The organism is Exiguobacterium sp. s11 (genome assembly GCF_018619015.1).
Classification (GTDB): domain Bacteria; phylum Bacillota; class Bacilli; order Exiguobacteriales; family Exiguobacteriaceae; genus Exiguobacterium_A; species Exiguobacterium_A indicum.
The window spans coordinates 99,012-112,915 of record NZ_JACSNF010000002.1 but is presented as its reverse complement, the minus strand read 5'-3'; the positions used below and the strand labels follow the sequence as shown (position 1 = coordinate 112,915).

General features: G+C 47.7%; 16 protein-coding genes. 1 reads left to right on the top strand and 15 read right to left on the bottom strand.

Features of this window, described 5'->3' with window-relative positions:
* Nucleotides 1-5: 5 nt before the first annotated feature.
* The 13 genes from KNQ12_RS08235 to KNQ12_RS08175 form a co-directional block, all read right to left on the bottom strand.
* Nucleotides 6-734 (bottom strand): class I SAM-dependent DNA methyltransferase, encoded by a 729-nt coding sequence (locus tag KNQ12_RS08235; RefSeq protein WP_023467428.1) that lies wholly within the window; start codon nt 732-734, stop codon nt 6-8.
* The gene (gene rsfS, locus KNQ12_RS08230) at nt 734-1,081 is read right to left on the bottom strand and encodes a ribosome silencing factor (protein WP_023467427.1); all 348 of its coding nucleotides are present in this window, start codon (nt 1,079-1,081) and stop codon (nt 734-736) included. Before rsfS ends, KNQ12_RS08235 begins: the two co-directional genes overlap by 1 nt.
* Entirely contained in the window at nt 1,078-1,653 is a 576-nt protein-coding gene (gene yqeK, locus KNQ12_RS08225; RefSeq protein ID WP_023467426.1) for a bis(5'-nucleosyl)-tetraphosphatase (symmetrical) YqeK, read from the bottom strand. Before yqeK ends, rsfS begins: the two co-directional genes overlap by 4 nt.
* Nucleotides 1,643-2,212 carry a nicotinate-nucleotide adenylyltransferase gene (nadD, locus tag KNQ12_RS08220; RefSeq protein WP_064300344.1) on the bottom strand — a complete coding sequence of 190 codons (570 nt, stop codon included), beginning with the start codon at nt 2,210-2,212 and terminating at the stop codon, nt 1,643-1,645. The genes yqeK and nadD overlap by 11 nt, the downstream gene beginning before the upstream one ends.
* Nucleotides 2,209-2,502, bottom strand: coding sequence for a ribosome assembly RNA-binding protein YhbY (yhbY, locus tag KNQ12_RS08215; protein WP_023467424.1), 294 nt, complete (start codon nt 2,500-2,502; stop codon nt 2,209-2,211). Before yhbY ends, nadD begins: the two co-directional genes overlap by 4 nt.
* A gap of 2 nt (nt 2,503-2,504) precedes the next feature.
* Nucleotides 2,505-3,293 carry a shikimate dehydrogenase gene (gene aroE / locus KNQ12_RS08210; protein ID WP_214747482.1) on the bottom strand — a complete coding sequence of 263 codons (789 nt, stop codon included), beginning with the start codon at nt 3,291-3,293 and terminating at the stop codon, nt 2,505-2,507.
* The gene (yqeH, locus tag KNQ12_RS08205) at nt 3,293-4,402 is read right to left on the bottom strand and encodes a ribosome biogenesis GTPase YqeH (protein ID WP_023467421.1); all 1,110 of its coding nucleotides are present in this window, start codon (nt 4,400-4,402) and stop codon (nt 3,293-3,295) included. The genes aroE and yqeH overlap by 1 nt, the downstream gene beginning before the upstream one ends.
* 143 nt (nt 4,403-4,545) lie before the next feature.
* Nucleotides 4,546-5,130: a YqeG family HAD IIIA-type phosphatase gene (locus tag KNQ12_RS08200; RefSeq protein ID WP_023467420.1), complete on the bottom strand. Its 585-nt coding sequence runs from the start codon at nt 5,128-5,130 to the stop codon at nt 4,546-4,548.
* A gap of 136 nt (nt 5,131-5,266) precedes the next feature.
* Complete coding sequence (locus KNQ12_RS08195) at nt 5,267-6,616, bottom strand: ArsB/NhaD family transporter (protein WP_214747479.1); 1,350 nt, start codon at nt 6,614-6,616, stop codon at nt 5,267-5,269.
* A gap of 50 nt (nt 6,617-6,666) precedes the next feature.
* A complete protein-coding gene (locus KNQ12_RS08190) occupies nt 6,667-7,446 on the bottom strand; it encodes a phosphatidylserine decarboxylase (protein ID WP_051353617.1) in 780 nt (259 codons plus the stop codon).
* Complete coding sequence (locus KNQ12_RS08185; RefSeq protein ID WP_023467417.1) at nt 7,439-7,927, bottom strand: thioredoxin family protein; 489 nt, start codon at nt 7,925-7,927, stop codon at nt 7,439-7,441. The genes KNQ12_RS08190 and KNQ12_RS08185 overlap by 8 nt, the downstream gene beginning before the upstream one ends.
* 13 nt (nt 7,928-7,940) lie before the next feature.
* On the bottom strand, nt 7,941-9,074 hold the full coding sequence (iadA, locus tag KNQ12_RS08180; protein ID WP_214747476.1) for a beta-aspartyl-peptidase: 1,134 nt from the start codon (nt 9,072-9,074) through the stop codon (nt 7,941-7,943).
* Between the two features lie 63 nt (nt 9,075-9,137).
* Nucleotides 9,138-9,332 carry a YjzD family protein gene (locus tag KNQ12_RS08175; RefSeq protein WP_023467415.1) on the bottom strand — a complete coding sequence of 65 codons (195 nt, stop codon included), beginning with the start codon at nt 9,330-9,332 and terminating at the stop codon, nt 9,138-9,140.
* A gap of 198 nt (nt 9,333-9,530) precedes the next feature.
* Here KNQ12_RS08175 and KNQ12_RS08170 point away from each other — a divergent pair, with 198 nt between their 5' ends.
* A complete protein-coding gene (locus KNQ12_RS08170; protein ID WP_133207938.1) occupies nt 9,531-10,340 on the top strand; it encodes a Cof-type HAD-IIB family hydrolase in 810 nt (269 codons plus the stop codon).
* A 46-nt stretch (nt 10,341-10,386) separates the two neighbouring features.
* On the opposite strand, the gene KNQ12_RS08165 is transcribed toward KNQ12_RS08170, so the two are convergent.
* Together KNQ12_RS08165 and KNQ12_RS08160 are read right to left on the bottom strand one after the other, a co-directional pair.
* A complete protein-coding gene (locus KNQ12_RS08165; protein ID WP_023467413.1) occupies nt 10,387-11,238 on the bottom strand; it encodes a YitT family protein in 852 nt (283 codons plus the stop codon).
* A gap of 188 nt (nt 11,239-11,426) precedes the next feature.
* Nucleotides 11,427-13,727: a glycoside hydrolase family 65 protein gene (locus tag KNQ12_RS08160; RefSeq protein WP_214747473.1), complete on the bottom strand. Its 2,301-nt coding sequence runs from the start codon at nt 13,725-13,727 to the stop codon at nt 11,427-11,429.
* Between the last annotated feature and the right edge of the window lie 177 nt (nt 13,728-13,904).

Genomic DNA, 13,904 nt, shown 5'->3' with positions numbered 1-13,904 from the left:
TACTTTTACATTTTTTCAGCAACGAAGAAAATCCGCTCGGCTGTCTCAGAAGGAGCATCCGGTCCAAAATCGCCTGTGACCGCAAGAACCCGGAATCCGGCGTCGCGTAACCACGTCACGTACTGTGCTGGAGGATACGTCCGCTGATGATGCGTTTCATCGACACGCTCATAGCGACCGTCCTCTTCCTCGATGAAGAAAGTCAGTTCATGGACGACAGAAAGCGGTGCTTCACCAGGATCCGCGAACCAGATATACGAACTTTGCTCCGCATGTGTCGCATATGTCTTTCCATTGAACAATGTTTCCATCTTGTATGGAGAGTGTGTATCAAATAAGAGACGTCCACCCTCTTTGAGGATTGCTGCTACATGTGTAAACGTCTGTTTGACATCCTCTTCCGTCCGGAGATAGTTCAAGGAGTCGCATAGGATCGTCGCGGCATCGACAGGTGTCGGCAATTCGATTTCGCGCATGTCTTGCGCCCAGAATTGAATGCGTAATCCCTCTTCCATCGCTTTTTCCTGCGCGACTTCGAGCATCTCTTCCGATAAATCGATTCCGAGCATCTCATAGTGTGCCGCTAATGCAAGCGTCGCCGTACCCGTTCCACATCCGATATCAGCAATCGTACTGCCAGTCGGAACGTATGCTTTGACCCAGTCGACCCATTGATCGTACGGGACGTCTTGCATCAATTCATCATAGATGTAGGCGAACTGTTCGTATGCCATTAGTTGACCTCGACTTCAACCTTTGGAGCATCTGCCCAGAGTTTTTCGAGATTATAGTAATCACGATCGTCACGGTGGAAGACGTGAACGACGACGTTTTCAAGATCCGCTAACACCCAACGTGCCGCATCGAATCCTTCGAGACGTTTGATCGGCAGGTTATGTTCGTGCGCGACTTCTTTGAGTTCACGTGCGATTGCCTGTACTTGTTTTTCTGAATTCCCTTCACAGATGACGAAGTAGTCGGCAACTGGTGAGATGCTCGACATATTCAGGACGACGATATCTTCAGCGCGTTTATCGTCGATGGCATTTACGATTAATTGTAATTCTTGTTCGACTGTCATAGGACGGTCCCCTTTCGTTTGGCCGCGACGAAGGCATTATAAGTCTCAATCGTTCGCGGAAAGATGATGGCTTGTTTTTTACATAAAAAATGAATCGTCTGACTGAGTGTTGCAATGACGGCGTCCGTCAAATCCTGCTCCGCTACTTCACGAAGCGCTTCGACACCTGGATAACTGCGATTTGGTTCAATCGCATCCGCGACGAAGATGATTTGATCGAGCAACGGCATACCGGGTGCCCCCGTCGTGTGATTTGCGATGGCCTGATAAATCACGTCTGAATCAAGACCAAGTTCTCGACGGACAAGCTCCGCACCTACTGGCGCATGAAGCAGTTCGTCATCATAATCGAGTAAAACACGTTGATTCAATTCAACGGCAATCGAACGCATCTCATTCGTATCTCGGTATTTCGCATAATCATGAAGCATAGCAGCAAGTGTTGCTTCTTCTTCGTCAACACCATATTTAAGAGCTAAGTGTCGCGCTGTCTCGACGACACCTAATGTATGCACATAGCGTCGCTCAGGCAACGTACGCTCAATGATTTGACGTGCTTCTTCAAGGCGCATATAGATTCCACTCCTCAATCCGTTGTCGAACGGCTTCCGGTACAAGGTAGCGAATGCTCCGTCCACGCGCGACCCGTTGCCGGATATCCGTCGAAGAAATTTCTAGCAATGGCATATCGACCGCTTTCACACGGGCACCACGCGGAATCAGATACCGACTGCCTGGTCGAGCGACGGCACCAAAGACGACTTCCTCGTATAACTGTTCGGCTTGATACCACGTATCGAGACTCACGAGTGAATCTGCTCCAATGAGAAATAGAAACTCATGCTCCGGGTACCGGTGCTTGAGTGCACGAATCGTATCATACGTATAGGAAGGCTCTTCGCGCTCAAACTCGATTGCTGAGACGGAAAAAGCAGGATTCAATGCAATTGCTTCTTCTACAAGGCGTAAACGCTTGGTTGCGTCTGTGACTGTACGTTGTTTATGCGGTGGCACATTCGCTGGTACGAACCAGACCGCATCGAGTTCGAGTTGTTCCTGCGCTTGTTCGGCAATCAGGAGATGACCGATATGCGGAGGATCGAACGTTCCGCCCATCAGTCCGATTTTCATCGTGGCAATTCGAGCGTCTTGTTCTCTTTTGATTCTTTATAGAGAACGATGACTTTTCCGATGACTTGAACGAGTTCAGCATTCGTTCCTGCGACGAGTTCTTGTGCGACATCCTTCGGTGCGTCCGCACAATTTTGCAATACTTGTACTTTCAAGAGTTCCCGTTTTTCGAGCGCATCCATCAAATCAGCACACATCGCTTCTCCGACTCCATTTTTACCGACTTGGAAAATCGGGTTTAAGTCGTGAGCTGTCGCGCGTAAAAAACGTTTTTGTTTACCTGTTAACATGATTAAAATTCCTCCAATTGCTTTCGTATCACCTGCTCGCCAAGTGCAAGGTCAGGTGCTTGTCCGGTGAAGCGTTCAAATGCTTCAGCCGCTTGTAAGACGAACATCGGGACGCCGTCAAGTGTGTCGAGACCTTTTTCGGTCGCTTCACGCAATAGACGGGTCGGCGTCGGTCGATAAATAATATCACAAATCAAGGCGTGCGTCTCCGTCAATTCGATCGGACATGCCTCGATATGTGGCGCCATCCCGACAGAAGTCGTATTGATGATGACGTCGTAACTCGTTAAATCAAATGTTTTTTGCCATGGTAGAACGGTTGCTCCGAATTCATCGGCAACTGCCTTAGAGCGTTCTTCTGTACGATTCGTGATCGTCACATCTCCGGGCAACGCAGCAATGATGCCTCGCGCCGCACCGCCCGCACCAAGAACGAGCGTCTTTTGAAATGACGGACGACGTTCTGTCAACGCGCGGACGAATCCGATTCCATCTGTATTCGCACCAACCAACTGCCCATCCTGCCGATATACCGTATTCACGGCGCCTGCTTTTTGAGCTGCCGGCTCTAGCCGATCCAGATACGGAATGATTGCTGTTTTATGTGGAATCGTCACATTGATTCCGTCTAGCTGATGTATGCGTAATTTCGTAATGATTTGCGGCAATTGCTGCTCCGTTACATCGATGAGGTCATAACAGCCGAAAAGCCCAGCCGCTTCCAGCCAAGCTGTATGCAGCTCAGGTGAAAGTGAATGGGCAATCGGATGACCGATAACGGCAAAGCGCATCAGACGAGCGCCTCACGTAAGGATACAGCGACACCTTTCGGGGCGTAAGCAGCGACACGTCCACCTTTTCCGTGAACCGCAACCCACCCGAGTCCACTGAAGACGATATCCGTCTTCATGTTGTCGCGGAGGCTGAATTCATGACGGACAAGCGGCGGTAGCATCTCACGCGTCTTTTCGTTTGGCGGAGACAACAGCTCACCGTTGTGGTTCGCGTATAAATCATCTGCCTTTTCAAGCTTCGTCCGGTGAACTTTCAATTCGTTCGACATGTAGATGACGAATGAACGCTTGTTCCCTTCCATATAGTCCAATCGTGCAAGACCTCCGAAGAAGAGTGTCTGTTGCGGATGGATTTGGAAGACTTGTGGCTTGATCTCTTTTTTCGGTGTGATCAGCTTCAAGTCCTTTGCATCAACATAGTGAGCCATCTGATGATGATTGATGATCCCCGGTGTATCATACAGGTTACAGTTATCGTCGAGTGGAATGTCGATCAAGTCTAGTGTCGTTCCTGGGAAGTGACTGACCGTGATGACGGCTTCATCTTCTTCACCAAAGCGTTTGATGACTTGGTTGATCAGCGTCGATTTCCCGACGTTCGTACAACCAACGACATAGACGTCGCGGCCTTTTCGATAATAATCGATTTTTTCAGCGAGTTCATCGACTCCGTGCCCTTTTTTCGCACTGATCAGATGAACGTCGACTGGACGTAATCCAAGTTCTTTCGATGCTTGACGCATCCAGTTCATGAGACGGTTCGGGTTGAGTGACTTCGGTAATAAATCGGCTTTGTTCCCGACGAGTAAGACGTCGTTTTTACCGACGAACCGATGTAATCCCGGTAACCAGCTTCCATTAAAATCGAAGATATCAACGATTTTAACGACAAGTGCATCTTTTTGACCGATTCCGTCTAAGATTTTAACGAAATCATCGTCCGATAACGATACATCTTGAATTTGATTGTAGTGCTTTAATTTAAAGCAACGTTGGCAAATGACCATTTCACGATCAAGTGCAGATTTAGGTGCGTATCCTGGTGCTTTTGTGTCTTCCGTTTGAATGGCGACACCACAGCCAGCGCAGTGGATTTCTTCGATCATATTATGTTGAGCCGCATGCGGGAACGATATCCCTTCTCTTTTCACCGTAGCGCCCTGCTCGCTACTCCAAGAGCGTAACTTCCGACCTCTCGCCGTACATGTTGCGACTGCTGCCTTCCCTTTCATCTACCGATCTGACAGGGTTATTGTTGCTTATCCTGACGAAGTGTTTCGATCGGATGCTCCAGTGCAGAAGGATCTTCCTTGACGCGTTGTGTCAATTTATAGATTCCTTTGCGTTTCATCCGGCGGAAAATGACACGTTCCATCAGGCGATTGAATTTCGTGACGACACCGTCCGTCTTAACGACAGGTTGAACGTGGATGACTTCGATTCCAACGGAGTTTGCACCGAGTACATCCGTAAAGAGTTGGTCTCCTAAGAAGACAACTTCCTTCGCATGATAACCGAATTCCGTCAATGCTCGTTTAAACCCGATAGGAAGCGGTTTTCGAGCAGGCGCAATATAATGCAATCCGAGTGGATCCGCGAACTTCTTGACGCGGTCTCCGTTATTGTTCGATACGATGATGACGTCGAAACCATATTGATTATTCACCATATCCAGCCAAGCAACCAATTCGTCTGGAGCATCTGCGATATTCCATGCGACGAGCGTATTATCAAGATCGGTCAAAATCGCTTTGACACCGTTTCGTTTGAGCATTTCAAGGTCGATATCGTAGATCGAAGCCACGAAATGTTTCGGATAAAGTCGTTTGAACAAGAATAAAACCTCCAGATAATGGTCTAGCTCTATAGTTAAGTTTAAGAAACAGTTATGCTCTTATCGTTCAATTATAGCACAATCAGGTAGTAAGAGCGACGCACAAAAGAAAACGGAAGGTCCACCTTCCGTTTTCTTAATAATATCGAATCCACAGATAGAGTTGCGATAGAATCAACGTTACGATCGTGATCGGTGCTCCATAAATCAAAAAGCGCATATAGGTAAATTTTTCACCTTGTCGTGTCGCGAGACCCGCGACGATGACGTTCGCCGATGCACCGATCAATGTCCCGTTACCACCGAGACAGGCACCGAGTGAGAGGGACCACCATAACACGTCCACTTTCGCATCTGCTGGTGATAATCCAATTCCAGCAGCTACATCATTGATGAGTGGAATCATCGTCGCAACGAACGGGATATTATCGATCGTCGCACTGGCGATACCAGACAACCAAAGAACAGCAGTCGCTGTCGTCTGAATGTCACCGCCTGTCAGATCAATCGTCTTTTCAGCAAGGTAGCGAATGATACCTGCTTCTTGAATCCCGCCGACGAGCACGAATAGTCCAGCGAAGAAGAAGATCGTCGTCCATTCAACACGAGCAAAGATTCCTTCTAGCTGATGATCGTTTTCAATCGTCAGCAACATCAGGATTGTCGCTCCAAGAATCGCGATCGCCGGTGCTTCGAGATGGAGTCCGATGCGATCAAGCACCGGATGCAGTACGAACAGCGCAATCGTACTGACGAGGACGATACTGCTTCGTGCGACCAATTTTCGACTGACGATATAACTCTTCTCATCGATTTCCATCAGTTTCTGCCGATCTTCCGCTTCAACATGTAGTTGCTTCCGGAAGACGAAGTAAAGAATGCCGATCGTTACGACCGTGATGACGAGGATGATTGGTGCGAGATTCACTAAAAAGGCATTGAACGTCAAGTGTGGATTCGCAGCACCAATCATGATGTTCGGTGGATCCCCGATCAACGTTGCTGTTCCACCGATATTCGCAAATAGGACTTCTGCGAGCAAGAATGGAAACGGCGCGATCTTCAGTATCTTCGTAATCGAAAACGTGATTGGAACGATCAATAGAACCGTCGTGACGTTATCAAGGAATGCAGATCCGAGTGCTGTCAATGCGGACAGTAAAACCAATACCTTGATCGGATCACCTTTTGTCGTCTTCGCAGCGCGGATCGCGATGTATTCGAACAAGCCAGATTGATTGGCAATCGTGACGAGAATCATCATCCCAATCAATAAGACGATTGTTCCCCACTCGATATATTCAAACAATGCAGTCTCGAGATCCACAATGCCGATGATGACCATCGCGAGCGCTCCAAGTAAGGCAACGATTGCTCGACTAATTTTTTCACTGATGATGAAGCCATAGGTCACTAAAAAAATAATGAGTGCGATATACGTTTGGACCTGCGTACTTCCGATTTCTGCTAATGCCAGTGCCGGCATGATTCATTCCTCCTAAATGTAAGGAGACGCCCATAACGGGCGCCTCGCTGTCATGAATGCCATTGTCCGAGGCGTTGCCCCATTAAAACCGGTCCAATCGCTTGGCTGTCTAACGTCAATGCATCTTTCGGACAAATCAGGACGACCGTCGAACCGAATGAGAAGTATCCAAACTCATCCCCGCGACGAAGGTCCTTCGACTCGTTCGTCCGAACGATCGAGTTAACGTTCAGTGCACCGACCATGACATGTTCAAGTGCGTGTTTCCCTTGGACGATGCGCGTCACGCGACGGTAATTACGTGTCAACGGGCGAAGCGCATGTGTAAGACCAATCTCATTCACCGGTGCCGAATCGCGACCGAGCGTATAGCTCGTCCGGACTGTTCCATCCATCGGCACATGAACCCGGTGATAGTTTTGCGGACTTAAGTAAAAGATCATCACACGTCCACCAACATATTGCTGTGCTTCATGATGGGAACCGAGTAACTCGGATACCGTATACGATTGTCCTTTGACAGTAAAGCGGCTATCAGCCGTCAAATCGTCAACGACAGACAATACACCGTCACACGGACTGACGAATGCACCTTCTGCTTGATCGATCGGTCGCATTTCCGGTTTGACATGACGAATGAAAACGTCATGTAAACTCGAATACGCTTCTAAATTCTGAGTCGCTTCTGTCATATTTAAATCGTATGCCTGAACGAACGGACGGATGAACGGACGACTGATACGGCTCATCGCAAACCGTTTCAGTTGTTTAGCAACAAGCGGGTGTCCATTTAATTCGAACACGCGAGAGTAAAACCATTTTTTAATCATTGAGATCACCAGATGATTCTTCTTTTGAGTCCTTTACGTCTTTTCCAGCGAAGAACTCTTTATAGCTGTCTTCTGTTTGTTCACCTGCTACGCGTCCGACTTCCTTACCGTCTTTAAAGTGAACGACCGTCGGTGTACCCTCGATGCCAAACGTGTCCCAAGCCGACTGTTCGACAGCAAGATCGATCTGTTCGAATGGAATGTCTTGTTTTTCACCAAGCGGAACGAGATATGGTTTTACTTTTTCACAGTGGACGCATCCCGTTTGATAGAAATACGTATAGAATTCATCACCGGATTTCACTTTATCTGCGACTTGTGTAGCCGTTAGATTGCCATTCTTCGATGCAGAATCTTCTCGATCCGTGAAGACGAGCAGTAACCCCCCAACCAATACGATCAAGGCGATGACTCCCGCTGTAATCCAATTCGCCTTGGATTGCGGTTTTTTCGTGTTTTTACGTTTCGACTTCTTTGACACGTCTATCCCTCCGTCATTCTGGTATTAGCCATTTTTTCTGAATCATTATAGCATGACCATTCGCAAGAATCGTATCGATTTGCAAAGCGTCATCAATCAGTAACAGATCCGCTCGTTCTCCGACCGCGATTCGCCCGCCCGGTATACCATATGCATCCGCGACATGTCGCGTGATCGTCGCGATTGCCTGATCAAAAGCAACACCCTGCTCCACTGCATCGCGAACGGCTTGCATCAGAGAAGTAGGCTTTCCTGTATCAATCCGCACTAAGCGACCTGCATCATCAAACGCCGGAAGACTTGCGCCAGCGTCGCTCGACATCGTGATCTGCTCGGGTGGGATTCCCGCTGCTAAAGCACGAGCAACAGCCTGTCCTGCTGGAATCTCGCCTTCCGCAATGAAAGTTTCCGTCGTACACGTCGTAAAATCGATTCGACCTCCCCGTTTCGCCCAAGCGAGTCCCGCCTCAAAAATCCGTTCACTCCGGTTGATATGCGTCGGAAGGAATTGTCCGATAGGGAGGTCCGTCGTATCAATCACCTCATGTAACAGATCGAGCCCTTGTTTCCCGTCTCCGATATGGACGTTCATCGTTCCCGACACGCCTTTGACCATGCCGGCAATTCGGGCTTCTGACGCTAATCGCGCGAGTTCATGAGCCGTCGGTTGTGTCGATCGGTGATCGTTGATGGCAATCTCTCCGATACCGATCACTTCATTGATGAGGACGATATCATGTCCTGTCGATTGCGTCAGGAAGACCGGCGGAACCATATAACTTCCGCTTAATAGAAAGGGGCGGATACCAGATGCAGCATATCCCCGTATGTGTGCCAGTAGGTCAATTCCTGTTCGTGTCCAACCATCCGTTCCGAGCAATCCAACGACCGTCGTGACACCGCCTTCGAATATGTCACGAACAGTCAACGGTGCCGTTCGCGTGGCAAATCCGCCTTCTCCTCCTCCACCGATCGGATGTAAGTGTCCGTCGATGAATCCGGGGACTAGCCGTTTGTTGCGACCATCAATCCGGTGCGTGATCAGTGCTTCATCTATGGTGTAGGAACCGATTCCAATGATCTGATTCCCTGCGATGTAGACATTTTGCGGCATCTGTTGCCACAGAACCTGTTCGATGACGATCATCGATCATTCCTCCTTAAGACAAAAAGCGAGCCTATCGCCCATGTGACGACATCTCGCTTTTCCTTATTCTGCCTTAGTCCCTTGACCAAGACCTAAATCTTCATTGACGGCATCGAGTGCGAAGACGACAAGTGAAGTGACGACAGACATAGCTGTCGCGAATCCGAAGCTATACGTTACTGCATCAACTGCCGATACGATGAACACAGCCGTGTTCACGAGTAAGAATGACCAAAAGAATGTAACGAGAAAACGCATGATTTCCCCTCCGTTTCCATAACGTACTATAGAGTTATCCTACGATTTGTAGTATACCATTTTTTAATCCAAGCAACAGCTTTTCTCTAATTTTTTCAAGCGCTTTCTTTTCCTTGAAAAACTTAATCGTTTCATACGAAGGACAATCGCTTCATATGCTACAGTAGAATTAACGAAAAGAAAGCGGAGGATTTCATCATGACCCGTCACTTAATCGCTGTCGATCTCGACGGCACCCTTTTAAAAGATGATAAGACAATCAGCGCTGCGAACATCGCTGCGCTCCAGCGTGCGCGTGCGAATGGTCACGAAGTCGTCATCGCAACTGGACGACCATTTCGTCACGCTCGAAAATATTACGAACAGCTCGGTTTGACGACACCGATCGTTAACTTTAACGGTGGTCTCGTCCATCATCCACAAGACATCCACTTTGAAGTCCAGCATCATCCGATTCCATTAAAAACTGTTCAACATATTTTAGAATCCGTCGCTGAGACGAAAACACAAAACATCGTCTGCGAAGTCACGGATCATGTCTATTTTCAATATGACCCAGTCGGCATTTACGAATTCTATACCGACCACGCCTTATCCGTCACGACCGGAGATTTACGAAAGGTGCTTATGCATGAACCAACATCTCTTTTGATTCATGCCAAAGGAGAACACGTCGATGAGATCCGCTCCGAACTATCTGGCATCCATGCCGAGACAGTACTCAATCGTCAATGGGTAAAGCCTGAATTCATGGTCGAAGTGATGCGTAAAGGTACAAGCAAAGCGGTCGGTCTTGCCCATATCGCCGACCACCTTGGAATTGATTCGCGACAGATCGTTGCGTTTGGCGATGAAGAAAACGATTTAGAGATGATCGAGTATGCTGGACACGGTGTCGCGATGGGTAATGCCATCCCTGCGCTGAAGCATCTGGCAAACGGAACGACGAAGCGAAATGAGGATGACGGGATCGCGTATTACTTGAGACACGTCCTCGGGCTCGCATGAAAACAGATAAAAGGCACTTCTGCATGTTGCAGAAGTGCCTTTTTCATTATCCTTTTCGGAAGTATCCGACGACCGAGTCTGTCGCGACGACGTTGATGAAGACCGTCTCGTCCGCTTCCCGGCAAATCCGTTCAATGTCCCGTAATTCATGACGCTCGATGACCATCATCAACGTCGCTTTTTCAGCTCGAGAATACGTACCGATCGAAGGAATTTGCGTGATTCCTCGAATGATGTGCTGATGCAAAGCCGTCGTGATGTCATCCGCATGATTCGTGACGATGAAGATCGTCAGGCGCTGATTGCTCGTATGAATTTCATCGACGACCTTAGACGTCACGTAGATGAAGACGATCGTATACAAAGCAGTCGACCAACCGAACAACGCTCCTGCTAATAATGCGATTAAGAAATTCAAGACGAACAGATACAAGCCGACACTACGATCGGAGAAACGAGCAAAGATGAGGGCAACGATATCGAAACCACCTGTCGAAGCACCGAACTTAATCGTTATACCGGTACCGATCGCAAGCAAGACCCCTCCAAACACTGCATTCAGTGTTTGATCACCTGGTATGACAGCATATTGAGGAATAAGACCAATGAAAATCGTCGTTGCCAATACCGAAACCAACGTAATGATTGTAAAACTCCGACCTAACATGATCCATGCGAGCACGATCAAAGGGATGTTCAACGCCAAGAACCAGACGTTTTCACCAAACGCAAATGCTGTATTTTGAAGGACTTGCGTCAGGATTTGGGCAAGTCCTGTAAATCCAGTCGAATAGACACCACTCGGAATCAAAAACCAGTTCATGGCAACGGCAATGACGAATCCCCCAATCGAAGCCACGATCACTTTTAACATACTTTCCTTTACTACTGCTGTCACACGCCGTTCTCCTCTCATTCATAACTATCTTGAAACACTTTAGCACATTCAAATGTCGTCGGATAGTCAAGATTTCCAAAGATTGATGTTCTTTTTCATGATGGCGTTTTCATTTGTGACAAAGGTGTCCTGCTTCTTGTTACACCCCAAAAAAAGAACCGACTCAAAAATCGGTTCTTTTTTCTCTCTTATACTGTCATCGAAGCAGGAACTGTAATCTGTCCTCCTGCCGGAACTTCAACAGTTGTTCCATGAACGTTTAAGCTGAATGCTTCGCCTTCTGTTTGGGCGATTTCGACGGCATTCGGCTGTACATGGACATGGATATGATGACCTCGCCATTGCATCCGGAACGTATAGCTCGTCCAGCCTTTTGGCAACATCGGCTTGAAGGATAACGTATCGTTCGCCACCCGTAATCCAGCGAATCCGTGGACGATCGACATCCATGATCCAACCATCGACGTGATGTGTAACCCGTCTTCCGTATCATTGTTGTAGTTATCGAGGTCAAGTCGTGCTGAGCGTTGGTACAGTTCGACCGCTTTTTCCTCATAACCGACTTCCGCCGCAATGATTGAGTAGATACATGGTGATAATGACGATTCATGAACCGTGCGTGGTTCATAGAAATCGAAGTTCGCTTTTTTCTCTTCTACACTGAATCGATCCGTCAAGAAGTAAAGACCTTGTAAGACATCTGCTTGTTTAATGAAGACAGAGCGAAGGATCCGGTCCCATGACCAATTCTGGTTTAGCGGAAGATGTTTTGGATCGAGGTCAGCGACCAAGATTTGTTCCTTATCCATGAAGCCATCCTGTTGCATGAAGATTCCTGGTGCTGCCTCATCTTTCGGATAATACATCTTCGCGTCGATATCTGCCCACTTTGCCAGCTCCTCATCCGTCAACGCTAATTGATGCATGAGTTCTTGCAGACGTTCTGGTTCTTCTTGTGCCAAATGACGGTGGACGGTCTGCGTATATTCGAGACACCATGCCGCAATCAGATTCGTATACCAGTTATTGTTGACGTTGTTCTCATATTCATTCGGTCCCGTCACGCCAAGAATCATATAGACATCCTTGTGCGGCACGTAATTGACACGGCTTGCCCAGTAGCGGGAAATCTCGACTAACACTTCAAATCCGTATTGTCCGAGGTACGACGTGTCTCCCGTGTAGTTCGTGTAATTATAAATCGCATGCGCGATTGCACCGTTCCGGTGAATTTCTTCATGTGTGATTTCCCACTCGTTGTGGCACTCTTCTCCGTTCATCGTTACCATCGGATAAAGTGCACCCTTCATTCCGACATTCTTATCCGCATTTTCTTTCGCTTGCGGTAATTGATTGTGACGATACTTGAGTAAATTCCAAGCAACTTCCGGTTTCGACGTCGCAAGGTAGAAGTTTAAGCAATACGCTTCTGTATCCCAATACGTCGCACCACCATACTTCTCGCCCGTGAATCCTTTTGGTCCGATATTCAGGCGTGAATCTTCACCTGTGTAGGTCTGGAACATATGGAAGATGTTGAAACGAATCCCTTGCTGTGCCTCGACATCTCCTTCAATTTTCACGTCCGCTTCTTCCCAGTGGTGCAACCAAGCTGCTTCATGTGTAGCAAGCAATGTATCAAAGCCTGATTCGAATGCGACGTGAACACGTTTCATCGCTTGCTCCAGTAGCGCATCGATTTCATGGTCGCGATTCGTTACGAGTGCGACGAATTTTTCGACTGTGACAACCTCACCTACTGCGGCTTGTTTCGTGAAACGATTCGCGACGTACTGCGTATTGCCATCGACGACCTCACACCGCGCGCCTTCGACATCCGTGATCATCGCTGCCGTCACATGCCAATCGAGCTTTTTCGTTTTTGATGTGACATAACCGAACCGTTCTTCAATTCCGTGTTCGACAGGAAGCCAGAACTTCTCGTCATAGTTCGAGTCTTCATTTTCAACATCTGCATCGAGATACGATTCAATGACGATTTCTGCTTCAAAATTGACAGGTGTCACCGTATATTGCAAGGCAGCGATTTCTTTATCAACGATCGAGAAGAAACGCTTGGATTCGACTTTCGTTTCCTCTACCCCATTCTTCAATAGCATCGTCCGTGTCAACACACCGTGTTGCATATCAAGTTCGCGTTTGAAGTCGATGACTTCCCACGTGTTCAAATCAACAGCTTTTCCGTTGACGGATACTTTCAATCCCATGATATTGACAGCATTGAGTACTTTCGCAAAGTACTCTGGATAACCGTTTTTCCACCAGCCGACACGTGTCTTATCCGGATAGTAAACACCTGCGACATACATGCCTTGATGCGTGTCCCCTGTGTACTCTTCTTCAAACGTCCCGCGCATTCCCATATGACCGTTTCCGATCGATGTCATCGATTCTGCCAATCGATTATCTTCTGGATGAAAACCAAGCTCTGTAATTTTCCACTCATTGACCTCAAAAAGTCGTTTCATCGTCAAGTCGCTCCTTTTTATGCTACGCATGTCGGTCACCCTGATCATGTAAGCGTTTCATCTATACTATACATTCTTTATTGTACACATAAAAAGCATCAATGCAATCGTTTGCACGAAAATAAATTTCTTTTTCTGCAACCGCTTCCTTTTACTAGAAATCGATATCCATTTGAA

Excerpts from the sequence above, each read along its gene's own strand:
- KNQ12_RS08235 (WP_023467428.1), bottom strand. The coding sequence starts at position 734 with ATGGCATACGAACAGTTCGCCTACATCTATGATGAATTGATGCAAGAC.
- rsfS (WP_023467427.1), bottom strand. The coding sequence starts at position 1,081 with ATGACAGTCGAACAAGAATTACAATTAATCGTAAATGCCATCGACGAT.
- yqeK (WP_023467426.1), bottom strand. The coding sequence starts at position 1,653 with ATGCGCCTTGAAGAAGCACGTCAAATCATTGAGCGTACGTTGCCTGAG.
- nadD (WP_064300344.1), bottom strand. The coding sequence starts at position 2,212 with ATGAAAATCGGACTGATGGGCGGAACGTTCGATCCTCCGCATATCGGT.
- yhbY (WP_023467424.1), bottom strand. The coding sequence starts at position 2,502 with ATGTTAACAGGTAAACAAAAACGTTTTTTACGCGCGACAGCTCACGAC.
- aroE (WP_214747482.1), bottom strand. The coding sequence starts at position 3,293 with ATGCGCTTTGCCGTTATCGGTCATCCGATTGCCCATTCACTTTCACCT.
- yqeH (WP_023467421.1), bottom strand. The coding sequence starts at position 4,402 with ATGATCGAAGAAATCCACTGCGCTGGCTGTGGTGTCGCCATTCAAACG.
- KNQ12_RS08195 (WP_214747479.1), bottom strand. The coding sequence starts at position 6,616 with ATGCCGGCACTGGCATTAGCAGAAATCGGAAGTACGCAGGTCCAAACG.
- KNQ12_RS08190 (WP_051353617.1), bottom strand. The coding sequence starts at position 7,446 with ATGATTAAAAAATGGTTTTACTCTCGCGTGTTCGAATTAAATGGACAC.
- iadA (WP_214747476.1), bottom strand. The coding sequence starts at position 9,074 with ATGATCGTCATCGAACAGGTTCTGTGGCAACAGATGCCGCAAAATGTC.
- KNQ12_RS08175 (WP_023467415.1), bottom strand. The coding sequence starts at position 9,332 with ATGCGTTTTCTCGTTACATTCTTTTGGTCATTCTTACTCGTGAACACG.
- KNQ12_RS08170 (WP_133207938.1), top strand. The coding sequence starts at position 9,531 with ATGACCCGTCACTTAATCGCTGTCGATCTCGACGGCACCCTTTTAAAA.
- KNQ12_RS08160 (WP_214747473.1), bottom strand. The coding sequence starts at position 13,727 with ATGAAACGACTTTTTGAGGTCAATGAGTGGAAAATTACAGAGCTTGGT.